General features: G+C 64.6%; 14 protein-coding genes. 1 reads left to right on the top strand and 13 read right to left on the bottom strand.

The features are described 5' to 3' along the window. Positions 1 to 128: 128 nt before the first annotated feature. The 13 genes from RMO89_RS00145 to RMO89_RS00205 form a co-directional block, all read right to left on the bottom strand. The gene (locus RMO89_RS00145; RefSeq protein ID WP_310530477.1) at positions 129 to 1508 is read right to left on the bottom strand and encodes an efflux transporter outer membrane subunit; all 1380 of its coding nucleotides are present in this window, start codon (positions 1506 to 1508) and stop codon (positions 129 to 131) included. Further along, on the bottom strand, positions 1505 to 4675 hold the full coding sequence (locus RMO89_RS00150) for a multidrug efflux RND transporter permease subunit (RefSeq protein WP_310530479.1): 3171 nt from the start codon (positions 4673 to 4675) through the stop codon (positions 1505 to 1507). The genes RMO89_RS00145 and RMO89_RS00150 overlap by 4 nt, the downstream gene beginning before the upstream one ends. A 6-nt stretch (positions 4676 to 4681) precedes the next feature. Beyond that, the gene (locus RMO89_RS00155) at positions 4682 to 5875 is read right to left on the bottom strand and encodes an efflux RND transporter periplasmic adaptor subunit (RefSeq protein WP_310530481.1); all 1194 of its coding nucleotides are present in this window, start codon (positions 5873 to 5875) and stop codon (positions 4682 to 4684) included. 108 nt (positions 5876 to 5983) lie between these two features. Further along, positions 5984 to 6268 (bottom strand): hypothetical protein, encoded by a 285-nt coding sequence (locus RMO89_RS00160; protein ID WP_310530482.1) that lies wholly within the window; start codon positions 6266 to 6268, stop codon positions 5984 to 5986. Continuing rightward, positions 6265 to 6705 (bottom strand): chemotaxis protein CheW, encoded by a 441-nt coding sequence (locus tag RMO89_RS00165; RefSeq protein WP_310530483.1) that lies wholly within the window; start codon positions 6703 to 6705, stop codon positions 6265 to 6267. The genes RMO89_RS00160 and RMO89_RS00165 overlap by 4 nt, the downstream gene beginning before the upstream one ends. 30 nt (positions 6706 to 6735) lie before the next feature. Beyond that, complete coding sequence (locus RMO89_RS00170; RefSeq protein ID WP_310530484.1) at positions 6736 to 7107, bottom strand: response regulator; 372 nt, start codon at positions 7105 to 7107, stop codon at positions 6736 to 6738. 20 nt (positions 7108 to 7127) lie between these two features. Further along, positions 7128 to 7679, bottom strand: coding sequence for a chemotaxis protein CheD (locus RMO89_RS00175; RefSeq protein ID WP_310530485.1), 552 nt, complete (start codon positions 7677 to 7679; stop codon positions 7128 to 7130). A gap of 4 nt (positions 7680 to 7683) precedes the next feature. Beyond that, a complete protein-coding gene (locus tag RMO89_RS00180) occupies positions 7684 to 8709 on the bottom strand; it encodes a chemotaxis response regulator protein-glutamate methylesterase (RefSeq protein WP_310530486.1) in 1026 nt (341 codons plus the stop codon). Further along, on the bottom strand, positions 8706 to 9575 hold the full coding sequence (locus tag RMO89_RS00185; RefSeq protein ID WP_310530487.1) for a protein-glutamate O-methyltransferase CheR: 870 nt from the start codon (positions 9573 to 9575) through the stop codon (positions 8706 to 8708). The genes RMO89_RS00180 and RMO89_RS00185 overlap by 4 nt, the downstream gene beginning before the upstream one ends. Continuing rightward, positions 9572 to 11692, bottom strand: coding sequence for a chemotaxis protein CheA (locus RMO89_RS00190; RefSeq protein ID WP_310530488.1), 2121 nt, complete (start codon positions 11690 to 11692; stop codon positions 9572 to 9574). Before RMO89_RS00190 ends, RMO89_RS00185 begins: the two co-directional genes overlap by 4 nt. Beyond that, positions 11692 to 11949 (bottom strand): STAS domain-containing protein, encoded by a 258-nt coding sequence (locus RMO89_RS00195; protein WP_310530489.1) that lies wholly within the window; start codon positions 11947 to 11949, stop codon positions 11692 to 11694. Before RMO89_RS00195 ends, RMO89_RS00190 begins: the two co-directional genes overlap by 1 nt. Before the next feature lie 22 nt (positions 11950 to 11971). Beyond that, positions 11972 to 13513 (bottom strand): methyl-accepting chemotaxis protein, encoded by a 1542-nt coding sequence (locus RMO89_RS00200; RefSeq protein ID WP_310530490.1) that lies wholly within the window; start codon positions 13511 to 13513, stop codon positions 11972 to 11974. Positions 13514 to 13552: 39 nt separating this feature from the next. Then, positions 13553 to 15379, bottom strand: coding sequence for a methyl-accepting chemotaxis protein (locus tag RMO89_RS00205; RefSeq protein ID WP_310530492.1), 1827 nt, complete (start codon positions 15377 to 15379; stop codon positions 13553 to 13555). Positions 15380 to 15684: 305 nt separating this feature from the next. Between RMO89_RS00205 and RMO89_RS00210 the strand changes: the two genes are divergently transcribed. Beyond that, positions 15685 to 16710: a chemotaxis protein CheB gene (locus tag RMO89_RS00210; protein WP_310530493.1), complete on the top strand. Its 1026-nt coding sequence runs from the start codon at positions 15685 to 15687 to the stop codon at positions 16708 to 16710. Position 16711: the final 1 nt, after the last annotated feature.

Here is a 16711-nt window from a genome sequence, read left to right on the forward strand (position 1 = left end):
TTTTCTTTTAATCTTAACCTGGCGCGCCCCCGGCCCGCCCCCCCCCCCGGCCACCCAGAGAATACAATCTGGTTGTTTGGCGGGGCGGGGGAGCGGGCCGGTCCCGCTTCCGCGTGAGCGGAAAACACTCAGATCGACCCATCACCCCCGACCGCGCGGTAAAGCGCGACGCGGTTGCTGGCGGCAAGTTGCTTGGTCCGCACCAGCGTCCGCCCGGCGTTATAGCTGGCAAGGCGGGCGGTGAGGTCTTGCAGGTAATTGTCGATCCCGCCGCGATAGCGCATTTCGGCCAGCCTCAGGTTGTCGTTCGCGGCGAAGCTGCCGGCTTTCGATGCGGCCAGCTGCGCATCGATCGTGCCGCGCCGCGCGAGGACATCGGCGACATCGGCAAAGGCGGTCTGGATCGCCTTGCGATAGCCTGCCAGCGAGGCATCGCGCTGGGCTTCGCTCACCCGGACATTGGCCTTGCCCGCGCCGCCCGAGAAGATCGAATAGCCGGCATTGGCCCCTGCCGACCACGAAAATGCGCCGCCCGAGAACAGCCCGCCCAGCGCGTTCGAGGCAAGGCCGAGAACCCCGGTCAGGCTGATGCGCGGAAACAGCGCCGCCCGCGCCGCGCCGATCTGGGCATTGGCGGCGCGCAGTTGCCATTCCGCCTCGACCACGTCAGGCCGGCGCAGCAGGACTTCGGAACTCAGCCCGGCGGACACCTCGGCGATCCGGCCAGAGGCAGCGTCGATCGATTGCGGCAGGTTCTCACCCGCCACCTCCGCGCCGACCAGCAGCCGCAGCGCGTTGAGGTCCTGCGCCACCAGCGTCGTCTGGTTGGCGACATCAGCCTCGGCAGTGGTCAGCGCAATCTCGGCCTGCCGCACGTCGGACAGCGGGGCGATTCCGCCCTGGTAGCGCAGATTGGCGAGGCGCCGGCTTTCGCGTGAGGCGGCGGCGGTGTCCCTGGCCAGCGCCAGCAGGCTGGAGTCGGCACCATAGGCAAGCCATGCCTCGGCCACGTCGGCGACCAGCACCAGCTTGGTCGCCCGGGCCGCAGACTCGCTGGCGAGGTAGCGGTTCTTGGCGGCATCACTCAGCGACTTGATGCGGCCGAACAGGTCGATCTCGTAACCGGTGATGGAAAGTTCGGCCCGCGCCTGGGTGGAAGCCCCCGAACCATTGTCGCTGCGCGACAGGCCGGCCCCGGCATCGAGCGTCGGCAGCAGCTCGGCGCGCTGGACCTGATACTGGCCCCGCGCCAGCGCGATGTTGGCAGCGGCAATCTGGACGTCCTGATTGTTGGACAGGGCCTGTGCGATCACCGCCTGCAAACGCGGGTCGGTGAACACGGTGCGCCACTGATAGTCGGGCAGCGCCGCCTCGCTCTGGCGAAGATAGGCGTCTCCGGCCGGCCAGGTGGGCGGCACAGTCGTTGCAGGGCGGTTGTAAGCCGGTTGCAGTGAGCAGCCAGCCAGCGCGGCAATCGCCAGCAGCGAGGTGCAATGGCGCAGGATCATGACGGCACCTCGTCGCTCGGCGCATCGTATTTCTTGCGCAGACCGCTCACCCCGTCGCGCGTTACCCGGCGGACCATGACGAAGAACAGCGGGATATAAAGCACGGCCAGCACCGTCGCCGTCAGCATCCCGCCGATCACCGCCGTACCGATGGCAATCCGGCTGTTCGCCCCGGCCCCGCTGGCAATCGCGAGCGGCAGGACGCCGAAAATGAAGGCGGCGCTGGTCATCAGGATCGGCCGCAGGCGGACCCTTGCGGCTTCCAGCGCGGCGTCGATAATGCGCTTGCCCTTCTTCACTTCCTGTTCGGCAAATTCGATCATCAGGATGGCGTTTTTCGCCGCCAGCCCCATCGTGGTGAGCAGGCCGATCTGCATGTACACGTCGTTCTGCAGCCCGCGCAGGGTCACCGCCAGAATCGCGCCGATCAGGCCGAGCGGGATCACCAGCAGCACCGCAAGCGGCACAGTCCAGCTTTCGTAAAGTGCTGCAAGGCATAGGAAAACCACCAGCAGCGATAGCGCATAGAGGATCGGTGCCTGCCCGGAAGACAGCCGCTCCTGATAGGAAATGCCCGACCAGTCTAGCGAAACGCCGCTGAACCCGTCGACGATTTTCTGGATCGCATCCATCGCCTCGCCCGACGAAGCCCCCGGCGCGGCCTGACCGTTGAGCGAGTAGTTCGACACGCCGTTGAACCGGCCGAGCGAGGTGGGCGCAACATCCCACGAGATGGTTGAAAAGGCTGAGAACGGCACCATCTGGCCCGAAGATCCGCGCACCTGCCACTGCGCCATGTCTTCCGGCTTGGCACGATATTGCGCGTCGCCCTGGACATAGACCCGCTTCACCCGGCCGCGGTCGATGAAATCGTTGACGTAACGCCCGCCCCAGGCCGCTGACAGCGTCGTGGTTACATCGCTCTGCGTCAGGCCCAAAACCGCCAGTTTCTGGGTATCGATATCGATTTTGAGCGTCGGCTGGTCGGGCAGCGAGGCGAGGCGGACATTGGCCAGCGCTGGGTCCTTGCGCGCTGCCTCGACAATGTCTTCCTGGGCCTTCTGGAATTCCGCGCGGGACAGTCCGCCGGAATTGAGCAGTTCGCCTGAAAAGCCCGATGACTGGCCGAGCCCGCGAACAGAAGCGGGGACAGTGGCGAAGAATTCCACGTCGCGCAGTCCCGAAAGCGCCTGGGTAGCGCGGCGGGCGATGGCATCGGCAACGTTCTCGGCGCCCTTGCGATCATCCCAATCAGCCAATGCCATATAGCCGCGGCCGTTGTTCTGGCCGCCCGCGCCCTGCCCGCCGCCGCCAGCTACGACCATCAGCGTGTCGATGTTCTTGCCCTCGGTTTCGCGCAGGGTCTTCTCGATCTCAAGCTGGGCGGCGCGGGTCCGTTCGATCGTGGCACCAGCGGGCAGCTGGAACTGGATCTGGATCATGCCCTGATCCTCGTTGGGCAGGAAGCCGGTCGGCAGGCGCAGGAACAGCAGTCCCATGGCAACGACGATGCCGGCGAAGACGCCCAGCCACAGCCGCTTGCGTTCGACCACTCTGACCGCGCGGACGTGGTACCAGCCCACCAGCTTGGCGAAATCGCGCTCGAACCAGATCCGCATCCGGGCCATGTTGCGGCCAACGAAGCCGTCCTTGTCCTCGTCCTCGTGGCGTTTCAACAGTGTGGAGGTCAGCGCCGGGCTGAGGATCAGGGCCACGCCGACCGACAGCGCCATGGCGACAACGATGGTCAGCGAGAACTGGCGATATATCACGCCTGTAGAGCCGCCGAAAAACGCCATTGGCAGGAACACGGCGGAGAGCACCAGCGCGATGGCGACGAGCGCCGTGCTGATCTCGCGCATCGATTCGATCGTTGCCTCGCGCGGGGTCATGCCCGGGTTTTCGGCCATCAGGCGCTCGACATTTTCGACCACGACAATGGCGTCGTCGACCAGCAGGCCGATCGCCAAGACCATGCCGAACAGGGTCAGCGTGTTGATGGTGAACCCGGCCAGCGCCATGAAGGCAAAGGTGCCCAGCAGCACGACTGGCACGGCGATTGCCGGGATCAGGGTGGCGCGCCAGCTCTGCAGGAAGACGAAGATGACGATGACCACGAGGACCACCGCTTCGAACAGGGTGATGACCACGTCCTCGATCGACTTCTCGATGAAGATGGTCGAATCCTGAGGGAAATCGGCGACATATCCTTCAGGGAAATCCGCCGAGCGGCGCGCGACTTCTGCCTTGACGCGTTCGGCGGTGGACAGCGCGTCGGACCCGGGGGAGAGGCTGACCGACAGACCCGAGCCGGGATGGCCGTTGAGCCGGCTGGTCACGCCGTAATTCTCGGCTCCCAGCTCGATCCGGGCGACATCGCGCAGCGAGACGATAGACCCGTCAGGCAGCGTCTTGACGACGATCTTGGCGAATTGTTCGGGCGTCTGCAGGCGGGACTGCGCGGTAATCGTGGCGTTGAGCATCTGCCCGGGCGGCGAGGGTGTGCCGCCCACTTCGCCGGCCGTGACTTCGGCGTTTTGCGTGTTGATCGCCGATATGACATCGCCGGGTATCAGGGAAAATCCGGCAAGGCGGGCGGGGTCGAGCCAGACCCGCATCGCATATTGCGTGCCGAACATCTGCGTCTCACCGACGCCTTCGATCCGCCCGATGGCATCCTGCAGGTTGGTGACCATGTAGTCGGCGACATCGATATTGGTCGACCGGTCGGTGGTGTCGGACATGCCGACGATCATCAGGAAGTCGGGGTTGGACTTGGTGACGGTCACGCCCTGCTGCTGCACCTGCTGCGGCAGGCGGCTCAGCGCCTGCTGGACCTTGTTCTGGACCTGCACCTGGGCAATGTCGGGATCAGTGCCCTTTTCGAAGGTCGCCGAAATGTTGACCGATCCGCGCGCGCTGGACGTCGAGCTGAAATAGAGCAGGCCGTCGATCCCGGTGAGTTGCTGCTCGATGATCTGGGTGACGCTGCTCTCCAGCGTTACCGCCGAAGCGCCGGGATAGTTGGCGCGAATGTTGACCTGCGGCGGGGCAATGTCGGGGAATTGCTCGACCGGCAGGGTATACAGGCTGATCCCGCCGATCAGCATGGTGATGATGGCAATGACCCAGGCGAAAATCGGCCGGTCAATGAATATCCGCGACATTTGCGGTCAGCCGGACTTGGGCTTGCCGGAGGCCGGCTTTTGCGGAGCGCCTTCGGGAACTGCCTTGACCGGCCGGCCGGCGCGCGCCTTGCCCAGCCCCTGCGTGATCACCTTGTCACCGGCCTTGAGCCCGGCGGAGACCACCCAGTCGCTGCCCTCGGTGCGCAGCGCGGTAACTGGCCGCGCCTCGGCCTTGCCATCCTTGCCTACCACCAGCACTTGCGCATTGCCGCGCGGATCGCGGCTGAGCGCGGACTGCGGCACAAGGAACACGCCCGACTGGCTGCCCTGTTCAAGCCGCGCACGGACGAACATTCCCGGCAGCAGCATCCCTTGCGGATTGGCGAAGCGCGCCCGCAGGGTCACCGTGCCGCTCGACGGATTGGCGGTCGCTTCGGCAAAGGCGAGGGTGCCGGCGATGGGATAGCGGGTGCCGTCATCGAGATGGATCCAGACCGTGGCCGAGGCCGGCGTCTGGCCATTTTGCGCCAGCTGGGCGCGCAGCTTGAGCAGGTCTGCCGCGCTTTGCTGAAGATCGACATAGATCGGATCGAGGACCGAGATCACCGCGAGCGGATCGCCCTGTCCGCTGGTGGCCAATGCGCCTTCGGTCAGCAGCGAGCGGCCGATGCGGCCGGTGATGGGCGCGGGAACGGTGGTGAAGCGCAGGTTGATCTGCGCCGTGTTGAGCGCCGCCTGGGTCTGCGCGACACCGGCGCGAGCCTGCCGCGCGGAGGCTTCGGCATCGGTGTAGTCCTGCGAGGCGACCGCGCCCGCTTCGGCCAGCGGCCTGTAGCGCGCGGCCTTGGCTGCCGTGGCCGAGGCGCTCGCCTGCGCGCTGGCAAGATTGGCCTGCGCTTGCGCGACCGAGGCACGATAGAGGCTCGAATCAATGCGATAGAGCGGCTGACCGGCGCGGACCAGCGCGCCTTCGGTGAACAGCCGTGCCTGAATGATCCCGGTGATCTGGGGCCGCACTTCCGCGCTGCGCGATGCAGCCAGCCGTCCCGGCAATTCAGCGACGATTGGCGCCGTTGTGGGCTGCATCACGCGGTAACCGACTTGCGGCGTGCCGCGGTCAGGGCCCCCCTTGGCGTCTTTCGATGCGCCGCAGCCCGCCACCGTCAGCAGGGCTGCGATGGAGAGAAAAGCTGTGATTGCGCCGCGGGGGGAGGGCCTTTGCAGGGATTCGAACGCCATAGGCGCTTGGAGCGGCCTTTGCGCCCGCTGGTCAAGGCCGAATTTGTCGCAATCTGTAGTTGGCGTGGCAGAACTAATCGCCTCGCCGCATTCCGATGCGATCTGCGTTCAGTTCGCTTCCGGTGCCGGCTGGGCGAGGCTGTGCAGCCGTCCCGCAAGGGCGTCGAGACCCATGCCGGAAAGCGCCGTCTTCGGGCAATCGGCTTCGAGCATCAAGGCGAGTGAGCGCTGCTTCTGCGCGATGAGATCGATGGCCTGCAGTTCCTCGACATGGTCCAGCGCGAACGACGGGTCGGCGCAGAGCTGCGCGCCGAGCCGCTCGATCTCGAGGCTCAGTTCGGCAAGCACCTGAGCGGCGGCGGCGGCATGAAGGCGGAATTCCTGCGCGCTCATGCGACTTCCGCCAGTTCCTCGCCTGCCGAAACCGCCTTGAGGTCGAGCACCATGACCATCTTGTCATCCGCCGTGGCCAGGCCTTCGAGGAAGGGCAGCATCGTGTCGCCTGCCGCAGCCGGGGGCGATTGCAGGGCTTCGGGGCCAGTGGTGACGATGTCGCTGACCGCATCGACGATCAGGCCGCGCGCCTGTCCATCGTGGCTGACCACGATGATCGCGTGACGCGGGGTCGGTTCGGTCGGCTTCCAGCCAAGCCTTGCGGCAAGATCGATTACCGGCAGCACGGTGCCGCGCAGGTTGACGACGCCGGCCACGTAATGCGGCACGCTGGGCAAGCGGGTGACCGGAGTCCAGGCCCGGATCTCGCGGATTGACATGATGTCGAGGCCGAAGATCTGGCCTTCCACTTCAAAGGTTATGAGTTCGCGCTGCATGGGCTTGCTTTCTGGGAAATCGGGGAGAGGTCAGTGCGCGACGCGGCGCACGGCGGCGATCAGCTTGGCCGGGTCAAAGGGCTTGACGATCCATCCGGTCGCCCCGGCTTCGCGGGCGCGCGCCTTTTTCTCGTCGGAGCTTTCGGTGGTCAGCACCAGGATCGGCCGGTCGCAGTGGCGACTGCCGGTCCGCAGCCGTTCGATCAGGCCAAAGCCATCGAGCCGGGGCATGTTGATGTCGGTAATCACGACATCGACATCATTGAGCGCCAGCCATTCAAGCGCGGAAATGCCATCGTCGGCCTGCTCCACTTCGAAGCCTCCGGCGGAGAGGGCGTGATTGAGCAGCGCTCGCATGGAGGCGCTGTCGTCTACGGTAAGGACGCGGGTTGGTTTCATCATTGCCTGTCTCGCTTAGCCTTTCAGAACAGTTCGACATCGCCGATTTCGGCGTTGCTGCGGGGTGCGGGGCGGGTATCGGGTACAAGGGCGCTTTCGACGACGCGGCATCGCGCCTTGCCGATTGCGGGACGGAAATCGACGCGCCGGGCCTGATTTCCGCCCAGTTCAGCGTGGATCAGGGGGATGCCTTCGCGGTCAAGGAAGCTACGGGCAAAGCTGGCGTTTGCCGAGCCGATCGGGGCCATCCCCGGCCGCAGGTTCGCGCCGCCATAAAGGTGCGCGCGCAGGCGCGGTTTCGCGGCGCCGTGGGCCAGCATCTCGTTGATCAGCAGTTCCATCAGGTAAACGCCGTAATGTTCGTCGATCACGCCGCGCGGATGCGAGGCGGGGGGTTCCGCAAGCAGGAAGTGGTTCATGCCGCCGACCTGGACTTGCGGATCGAACAAGCAGGTCGCCACGCAGGAACCGAGCACGGTGGTCAGTTCGACCCGGGGGCCGGCGCTGACCCGGGCCTGGCCCTGCATCACCGTGATGCGGGTGGCTGGCAACATTGAGGGAGATGGCGCGTTCATGGGATCAGGCCACCTTCTTCAGGGCATAGTGAGCAATGCGGCCAATCGGCGCGACAATCCCGGCGGCTCCCAGCGAAATCGCGGCGCGCGGCATGCCGAACACGGTGCAGGTGGCTTCGTCCTGCGCGATGGTCTGTGCCCCTGCCTGCGCCATGGCGAGAAGACCTTTCGCGCCGTCGCTGCCCATCCCGGTCAGGAGGATGCCGATAGCATTGGCGCCGACGCTCGAAGCCACGGAATCGAACAGGACATCGACACTGGGGATGTGGCCGGAAACCGGTTCACCAGCCCTGAGGCGCGCATGATACATGCCCGAGCCGGCGATCGACATGTGCCGATCCCCGCCCGGCGCGAGGTAGATGTTGCCACTGACCAGCGGCATGTCGGCCTCTGCGATCTGCACCTTGGCCGGTGTCGCAAGGTCGAGCGTGCGAGCAATAGCCGGGGCAAAGCGCGGGTTCACGTGCTGGACGATAACCGTCGGCGGACAATTTTCCGGGAAGTCTTTCAGCAGGGTCTGCAGGGCCTCGACCCCGCCGGTCGACGAACCGATGGCGATCAGGGCCGAGTTTGACCGGGCCGAGCGGCTGGCCCGCGCCGCGATTGCGGGAGCAACCGGCCAGCGGTTGTTGAAGCGGACCTGAGCCGCCTCGCGGACCAAACTGGCGAGCTTGCCATTGTCATCCAGCGGCAGACCGCCGGAACGATCGGACTTCGAATAGCAATCGACGGCGCCGAGCGCGAGCGCCCGCGCGGCCACTTCGTTGCCCGCCTGCGTGGAGCCCGAAACGATGATCACCGGCGTCGGGCGCAGGGTCATGATCTTCTCGAGGAAATCGAGCCCGTTCATTCCCGGCATTTCGATGTCGAGCGTCACCACGTCAGGATTGAACTGCTTGATCAGTTCCCGGCCTTCGACCGCATTGCCGGCGGTGCCGATGACGGAAATGTCCGGTTCTTCCGACAGCCGCGACATCAGGATGGCGCGCATGGTCGGAGAGTCGTCGATGATAACGACGCGAATGCTCATGCATTCCTCCTGCGGTAAATGGTGGGGCCTACGGGATCGAGGACATTGGCGGCGGGGCCGGTGACCCGTTCGCTATGGCCAATGTACAGGTGGCCTCCCGGTGCCAGCACTTCAGCGAAACGCGCGACGAGCCGCTCCTTGGTCGGCTGATCGAAGTAGATCATGACGTTGCGGCAGAAGATCGTGTCAAAGCGGCCCGACATCGGCCAGTCGCCGAGCAGGTTGAGCAGGCGGAACCGCACGACCGAGCGCGGCAGGTCATCGATCGTCGCCGTGTCGCCTTCGATGTGCGCCCAGGCCTGGGCGAGGTCGGATGGCACGGCCTTGAGATCCTTGGCGGAATAGGTCGCCGCTTCCGCCTTGCGCAGGGCATGGGGGGCAAGGTCGCTCGCCAGAACGCGCAGGTCGCGGCCGGCCATGCGCCGCGCGTTCATGCGGTCGGTGCCGAGCAGGGCCATCATCAGCGACCAGGTTTCCTCGCCGCTCGAACAACCGGCCGACCACAGGCGCACCGGCTTGTTGCATTCGAGCTGGCGCACCAGTTCGGGGCGGACCTTGCTTTCGAAGTGATCGAAGTGGTGGGCTTCGCGGTAGAAGAAGGTGTGATTTGTGGTCAGCGCCGCGACGGCGCGGTCCTGCATGTCCAGATCGTTGCGGATCAATTCGACAAAATTGGCAAATGTGCCGCTGCCGGTTTCGCGGACCAATGGGGCCAGCCGCGAATAGACCAGCATCGCCTTGCCATCGGGCAGGACATTGCCGGACGAGGCATAGACGATCTCCGCAACGGCACGGAAATCGGCTTCACCGTAAACCTCGGGACTTATCCCGGGCATCGGTTCGCGGAAGGCGGCGGCGAAATTCATGCGGCGATCCGGGTCGAAATGCCAAGATCGCGCGCGACCAGCCCGTCAACGTCAACAATCAGCGCCACGCGCCCGTCGCCCAGGATCGTCGCCCCGGCAACGCCGTCGACCGACCGGTAATTGGTGTCGAGGCTCTTGATGACGAACTGGCGCTGATCGCTGATCGCATCGACCAGCAGCGCCGCCTTGCCCACGGCCTGGGTATCCACGACGATCAGCACGCCATCGGTGGCCGCATCGCTGCAATTGTTGGCGCCGATGACCGAGCAGACCGGGATGATCGGAATGTACCGCCCGCGCACGTTGAGCATCTGCCGGGTCGAACCCATGCCCTGAATGTCACCCGGCAGTGCGCGCAGGCTCTCCACCACGTTCGCCAGCGGCACTACCAGCGTCTGGTCGCCAACGCTGACGATCATGCCGTCCGAAATGGCCAGGGTCAGCGGCAGGGTCAGCGTGAAGGACGTGCCTTTGCCCTGTTCGGATTCGATGGTGATGCGACCGCCAAGATCCTTCACGTTCTGGCGCACGACATCCATGCCGACGCCGCGACCCGAGACGTTCGAGACGGTCTGGGCGGTGGAAAATCCGGGGGCGAAGATCAGGTGATCGATCTCTTCGTCCGACATCTGAGCGTCGGCTGCGATCAGTCCCTTCTCTACCGCCTTGGCATAGACGCGGGCGCGGTCGATGCCCTTGCCGTCGTCGGCAATGCGGATGAGGATGCGGCCGGACCGCTGCTCGGCCGAAAGCGTCAGCGTGCCTTCGGGGTTCTTGCCCGCGGCCAGCCGGTCCTCCGTGCTTTCGATGCCATGATCGACGGCATTGCGGATCAGGTGGGTCATCGGTTCGCCGAGCCGCTCGATCACGGTCTTGTCGAGTTCGGTGGTCTCGCCAACCAGATCGAGGCGGACATGCTTGCCGGTGGACGAAGCCAGCTCGCGCAGGATGCGCGGAACACGGCTGAACACCGAACTGATCGGCTGCGCGCGGATCGACATCGCGCTTTCCTGAATTTCGCGGGTCAACCCTTCAAGCAGGGCGATTTCCTCGACGCCGGCAAGGCCAGCGGTTTCCAGCCGCTGGGCCATCATCGCCTGGGCAATGACCAGCTCGCCCACCGAATCGATCAGGCGGTCAAGCTTGCCGAGATCGATGCGGATCGACTGGGCCGGGGCAACATTGGCCGCCGATGGCTGGGCGGCCTGCGCGGAGCCGGGCAGGGGCGTGACGGCAGACGGGTTGTTTCCGGCATCAGGCGCGGGCACTTCCGCGTTCGCTGAGGCGGCGGGGGCGGCCTTTGCTGCTGGTACGGGCAGGCGCATGGCCGGCAGACGCTCATCGTCACCGATAGCCAGTTCGCAGTCGCCGCCGATGAAATCGAACACGTCGCGCACCGCCTGTTCATCGACTTCGGCGGGGACGGCAAAGATATAACCGAAATAGCCCTGTACGGGATCGAGCAGGTCGAGCGCCGGCACGTCAGACACGTCGCAGGCGAGGCATGTCGCGCCCAGCCCGGCGAGTTCGCGCAGCATCAGCAGGGGCTCGCTGCCATTGGCCATTGCCCCGGCGTGGAACCGCAGCTTGAGCGTCCACGGTGGTGCCGCTTCTGAGGCGGCAGGTGTGCTGCTGAGGGAATCGAGCATCGATTCAAAATCAATGCCGAAATCGTCGTCGAATGCCGGAAGGTCCTCGGCTGGTGGTTCGGGATCTGCGGTCGCTGCTGCAACCGGCGTTTCACCGCCCTGTGCGGCGATCATTTCGGCGATCAGGTCGGCATCGAACGGCGGTTCACCTCCCTCGCGGGCGACCTTGACGTGGTCGCTCAGCGTATCGAGCGAGCGTAGCGCCAGGTCGATCAGCGCATCGGTGAAGGGCAGGGTGCCGTCGCGCACGTCGGACAGTAGCGTTTCGAAGGTATGGGTGTAGGCCTGCAGCGCCTCGAACCCGAAAGCACCGGCGCCGCCCTTGATCGAATGGACTGCGCGGAACACGGCGTTGACGGTATCGTCATCGGCCGTGCCGTCCTTGCAGGCAGCAAGTCCCGTTTCGGCAGCAGCGAGCGATTCTTCGCACTCGACGAAGAAAATGGCCTGGATTTCCTCGGGCGTCATCAAGCCTCTCCGTCGAACAGGATTTCGGTAAGACCGGCAAGTTGCGCGGCATCGATCAGGGCGGCAGAGGGTTCGATCGTCGCTCCCTCGGCAGTGCCGCGGGCGCTGACGAGCAGCTGGAGCGCTGCCTGTCCGACCTGCTCCACTTCGGTGGCATCAATCGTCACGCGCTGCCCCGCCTGAGCGGCGACGAATTCGGGCAGCAGGGCAACGACCGAGGTCCGGTCACAGCGCGGGGGAAGTTTGATCGTGGTCATGTGCCGGCTCCGTTCAGGCAGTTCAGAACTCGGTCCAGTCATCATCGTGACCGGCCGGTTCGGCCTTCAGGGCAAGATTGCCGTGAGCGACTGGAGCAGGAGCGGCCTGACGGCGTGAGGCGGGACGCGGCGTCATGGTCGGCGCCGGGCGAGGGGTGTGCGCGGTCATGGCGTTCTGGTCCTGCCCGGTGCGGAACTGGCCAACCAGCTGGGCAAGATTGCCGGCATCGTCAGCAAGACTGCGGGCAGCGGCGGTCGACTGCTCAACCATCGCGGCGTTCTGCTGGGTCATGCGGTCCATTTCAGAAACCGCCCCGTTGACTTGCTGGAGGCTCGCGGCCTGACCCTCGGTCGAACTCGCGATCTCGGTGACGCGCTCGTTGATCTCGCCAACGCGGCCGACGATCTTCGAAAGCAGCTCGCCGGTTTCACCCACCAGCTTGACCCCGCCGGCGACCTGCTGGGTCGATGCGGTGATCAGCTCCTTGATGTCCTTGGCCGCATCGGCCGAGCGTTGGGCGAGTGCGCGCACTTCGTTGGCGACCACGGCAAAGCCCTTGCCGGCATCACCGGCGCGGGCGGCTTCGACTCCGGCGTTGAGCGCCAACAGGTTGGTCTGGAAGGCAATGCCATCGATCACGTTGATGATCTTGGTGATCTCCTGCGCGCCGCTCTCGATCTCGTCCATCGCCGCGATGGCCCGGCTCACCACGGCGCCGCCATCGGATGCTTCGGCATGGGCCGAGGCGATGGTCGCCTGGACTTCTGCCGTGCGGGTTGCACTCTGACCGACCGTGCCGGTGACCTGGTTCATTGCCGCCGCTGTTTCTTCAAGGCTGGCGGCCTGCTGTTCATTGCGCAGAGCAAGGTCGTCGGTCGCGGCGCGGATTTCGGATGAGGCGGTCGAGATCGACTGGATCCCGCCGACCACGCCGGACATCGTCTGCTGCAGGCTCTGCACCGCCGCATTGAAGTCCTGTTCGGCCTGGGCGAATTCCCTCGGCAGTTCGGGCATGCGCACCGTGAGATCGCCCTTGGCGAGCTGTGATAGCGATCCGCTCAACTTGTCGACGACATCGCGGATATCCTGCTCGTTCTTGTCGAAATAGGCCGACAGCGCGAGATCCATATCGAACAGCCCGGCCTTGACCAGCAAGGCGACCTGCTGCGCCCGCCGCCGCCGCCAGGGTAGCCAGCCGAGTACGCCAGGAGCGATCAGGGTGTGGATGGTCTGTTCAAGGACCGTGGCATAGCCGCCAATGTACCACTTGGGCTTCAGTCCGATCCGGGCATGGGTATTGCCGATCCGCAGCGCCCGTTCGAGATAGGCATCGTCGAGCCCTTCGGCGAACAGCTTCTGCCAGTGCAGCTTCTGAAGCGACTTGGCCTTCTGCATGTGGTCGCCGCCGGTGAACATCGCCGCCAGATCGGGAACCGACCGGATCTTGTCATAGAACTTCGACAGCGCCTTATCGAGGACACCATCAATCTTGCGGCCGACCGGGCGCAGTTTTGCATCCCGCAGGCCATAATAGTCGATCCGTTGTTCAATTTCGGGGTTCATTGCAGGCACTCCAGCAAGAGAATGGGTAAAGGTCGGTGATCAGAATTCGGTCCAGTCGTCGTCCGACGGCGCGGAAGCGAGGGCGAGATTGCCGCTGACCGCGGGTGCGCGGCGGGCCTGCCTGCCAGCCTTGGCGGCAGCGTGGACAATTGGGATGGCCGGTGCCTGCGCGCCGGTGCGGAATTGACTGACCATCTTTGTCAGTTCGCTCGCTTCATCGGCCAGGCTGCGGGCAGCGGCGGTCGATTGTTCGACCATGGCGGCGTTCTGCTGGGTCATGCGGTCCATTTCCGAAACCGCGCTGTTGACCTGCTGCAGGCTTGCGGCCTGATTCTCGGTGGAACTGGCGATCTCGGCGACCTGCTCGTTGATCTCTCCGACGCGGGCGACGATCTTCGAAAGCAGCTCGCCGGTCTCGCCGACCAGCTTGACTCCGCCCGCAACCTGCTGGGTCGATGCGGTGATCAGCGTCTTGATATCCATTGCGGCATCGGCGGAGCGCTGGGCCAGCGCGCGCACTTCGTTGGCGACGACGGCAAAGCCTTTGCCCGCATCGCCGGCACGCGCGGCCTCGACCCCGGCGTTGAGCGCCAGCAGGTTGGTCTGGAAGGCAATGCTGTCGATCACGGTGATGATCTGCGAGATTTCCTCGGAACTCTTTTCGATCGCCGCCATTGCGTCGACCGCACGGATGACGACTTCGCCGCCCTCGCTGGCCTCGCGGTGCGCTTCGCCGATTGTGCGCTGGACATCGCCGGCACCCTTGGCCGTGCCGTTCACGATGCCGGTTACCTGATTCATTGCCGCCGCGGTCTCTTCAAGGCTGGCGGCCTGCTGTTCGTTGCGCATGGCAAGATCGTCGCTGGCCGCGCGGATTTCGTTCGCCCCGGTGGCAACGCCCTGCGCCGATCCGGAAATGCGCTGCATCAGCTCTCCCAGTTCGCTGACGGTCTTGTTGAAGCTGGCGCGCAGCGTTTCGTATTCAGGCGCGAGCGGGGCATCGATGCGGTGGGTAAGGTTACCGGCGGCCAGTTCGCCCAGCCCATTGGACAGATGTTCAACGACCTTGCGCTGGTGCTCTTGAGCTTCGCGCTGAGAGATAGCGGATTGCCGGAAGACTTCGATAGCACGCGACATGGTGCCAATTTCATCGTCGCGGTGCTGGCTGATGCGCCCCGTTTCGAGATCGCCGGCGGCCATACGGGTCATATTCGTGGCAGTTTCATCGATCGGGTCGAGGATCTTGTTCAGCACGAACCACACCGCGCCGCAGACGATAGCGGTGACCGCCAGCGTCAATATGAGGATCAGCGCAATGCTCCACGTCAGGATCGAGGCGTTTTCCTTGCCGATCTTGGCTTCGTACGCTTCGGTCTGCTTGACCATTTGCAGCACCTTCGTGCGGTGCAATTCATAGATTTTTCCGAGCTTGTCATGGACCGCATCGGTCCGCGCCTTGTCGTCAGCCATGGCGGCCGGGCGAAATTCTTCTTCGAAGAGTTTCCAGAATTCATCGGCTTCGGCAGTCGAACCAGCGAAGGCCGTATGCAGGATCTCGTCCTTGTCGCTGCTGTTCCAGTATGCCTTGCGGTCTTCATAGATCTTCTTGAGCCGATCAAGGTCCGCCAGGTTCGCAGCTATCGACCCATGGCGGTCAGCGATCAGGGTGACTTTCAGCCAGGGCTCGATAATGAAGCTGGGGGGCGGGAGAATATCGGCCTTGAGTTCATCGACCAACCGCACTTCGCGTTCAAGCTCACCGCCCATCCGGATCTTGTTGATCGACCACGCACCAAAGGCGATCGTCACGGCAACAGTCGCGATAACGGCAATTCCGCCCAGCTTGCTTTTCTTCCGGATTTCCATGGCTGGCCCTAGATCGTCCCTTGTCCAAGCATTGCTCGTCTCTGCCGCAGCGCCTGTGCATTGCTGGCTTGGGGACCTGATTAACTATGGGAAGAATATACGGCGTTTCCTTAGGCCTAGGGGATTGAGCCTAAGCGCTCTGGGTAAGGCATCGAAGCTTGCCGGACGAAGGCAGCTGCGACTGAAAGGCAGGGCAAGGACGGGCGCGGTAGGCGATTACCGGAAAACGCGCAGACCCGGCGCAACAGATCCTGAAGCGGTGTTCCCGGACAATGCGCCCAACTCAAGCCGGAAAGCCCAGGATCATGCACGAAGCCCGCGTTCTAGTCGTCGACGATTCAGCGGCCATGCGCGCTCTGTTTTCCGACATTCTCGACGATGTGCGTGATGTCCGCGTCGTCGGTACGGCAGCCTCTGCGGCAGAAGCGCGCGAGAAGATCGATACGCTCAAACCCAACGTCCTGACGCTCGATGTCGAGATGCCCGGAATGAGCGGGATCGAATTCCTTGAGGAGATCATGGAATCGCGCCCGATGCCGGTCGTGATGCTCTCAGGCCTGACGCAGAGCGGCACCGAGGTGTCGCTCAAGGCCTATGAACTCGGCGCGGTCGAATGCTTTCCAAAACCCTTGAAAGCGACCCCGGACCAGTTCGCCAAGACCGTTGGCAAACTGGGCAAGATCGTGCTGGCAGCGGCCAATTCCAACCTGCGATCAAAGCCGCGCGCCAAGGCCACCAGTGACGCCGCACCATTCAAATGGAACGGCCATGTCGCCGCCTTTTCCGCTTCGATGGGCGGTATCGACGCCTTGTCGATCCTGCTGGCGAACTGGCCGGTGAACTGCCCGCCCACGGTGATCTGCCTTCAGGCCGAACAGCCACTGATCGAGACCTTCATTGCCCGGCTCGATACCGATTGCAAATGCTCGGTCCGGGCGCTGAAGGACGGCGCGCAGCTGGTGCAGGGCGTGGTCCATGTCACTGCCGATCAAGGCAGTCACGTCGTGTTTGAGGCCGGCACGCCGCCGCGCTTGCGCCTGCTGGCACGCGAACCGATCGATGGCGTGCGTCCTTCGGCCAACCTGCTGTTCGGCACCCTCGCCCGCGCCGGCACGCCCGCCGCAGCGGCGGTGCTTTCGGGGCTTGGCGAAGACGGCGCCAAGGGCCTCAAGATGATGCGCGATGTCGGGGCCGATACCTTTGTGCAGGACCCGTCCACGGCCATGGTCGCAGAAGCACCGGCAGCGAGTTTCGCGGCGGGTGGGGCGAAAAGCCAGCTGTCGCTGGACGATCTTGGCGCGGCGCTGTTAAGCGCCTGTTCTCAGGACTGAG

Origin of the sequence: Novosphingobium sp., assembly GCF_031424035.1 — a bacterium.
In the GTDB taxonomy this organism is placed as follows: Bacteria; Pseudomonadota; Alphaproteobacteria; order Sphingomonadales; family Sphingomonadaceae; genus Novosphingobium.

Excerpts from the sequence above, each read along its gene's own strand:
- RMO89_RS00150 (WP_310530479.1), bottom strand. The coding sequence starts at position 4,675 with ATGTCGCGGATATTCATTGACCGGCCGATTTTCGCCTGGGTCATTGCC.
- RMO89_RS00175 (WP_310530485.1), bottom strand. The coding sequence starts at position 7,679 with ATGAACGCGCCATCTCCCTCAATGTTGCCAGCCACCCGCATCACGGTG.
- RMO89_RS00180 (WP_310530486.1), bottom strand. The coding sequence starts at position 8,709 with ATGAGCATTCGCGTCGTTATCATCGACGACTCTCCGACCATGCGCGCC.
- RMO89_RS00200 (WP_310530490.1), bottom strand. The coding sequence starts at position 13,513 with ATGAACCCCGAAATTGAACAACGGATCGACTATTATGGCCTGCGGGAT.
- RMO89_RS00170 (WP_310530484.1), bottom strand. The coding sequence starts at position 7,107 with ATGATGAAACCAACCCGCGTCCTTACCGTAGACGACAGCGCCTCCATG.
- RMO89_RS00155 (WP_310530481.1), bottom strand. The coding sequence starts at position 5,875 with ATGGCGTTCGAATCCCTGCAAAGGCCCTCCCCCCGCGGCGCAATCACA.
- RMO89_RS00185 (WP_310530487.1), bottom strand. The coding sequence starts at position 9,575 with ATGAATTTCGCCGCCGCCTTCCGCGAACCGATGCCCGGGATAAGTCCC.
- RMO89_RS00145 (WP_310530477.1), bottom strand. The coding sequence starts at position 1,508 with ATGATCCTGCGCCATTGCACCTCGCTGCTGGCGATTGCCGCGCTGGCT.
- RMO89_RS00210 (WP_310530493.1), top strand. The coding sequence starts at position 15,685 with ATGCACGAAGCCCGCGTTCTAGTCGTCGACGATTCAGCGGCCATGCGC.
- RMO89_RS00205 (WP_310530492.1), bottom strand. The coding sequence starts at position 15,379 with ATGGAAATCCGGAAGAAAAGCAAGCTGGGCGGAATTGCCGTTATCGCG.
- RMO89_RS00190 (WP_310530488.1), bottom strand. The coding sequence starts at position 11,692 with ATGACGCCCGAGGAAATCCAGGCCATTTTCTTCGTCGAGTGCGAAGAA.
- RMO89_RS00160 (WP_310530482.1), bottom strand. The coding sequence starts at position 6,268 with ATGAGCGCGCAGGAATTCCGCCTTCATGCCGCCGCCGCCGCTCAGGTG.
- RMO89_RS00165 (WP_310530483.1), bottom strand. The coding sequence starts at position 6,705 with ATGCAGCGCGAACTCATAACCTTTGAAGTGGAAGGCCAGATCTTCGGC.
- RMO89_RS00195 (WP_310530489.1), bottom strand. The coding sequence starts at position 11,949 with ATGACCACGATCAAACTTCCCCCGCGCTGTGACCGGACCTCGGTCGTT.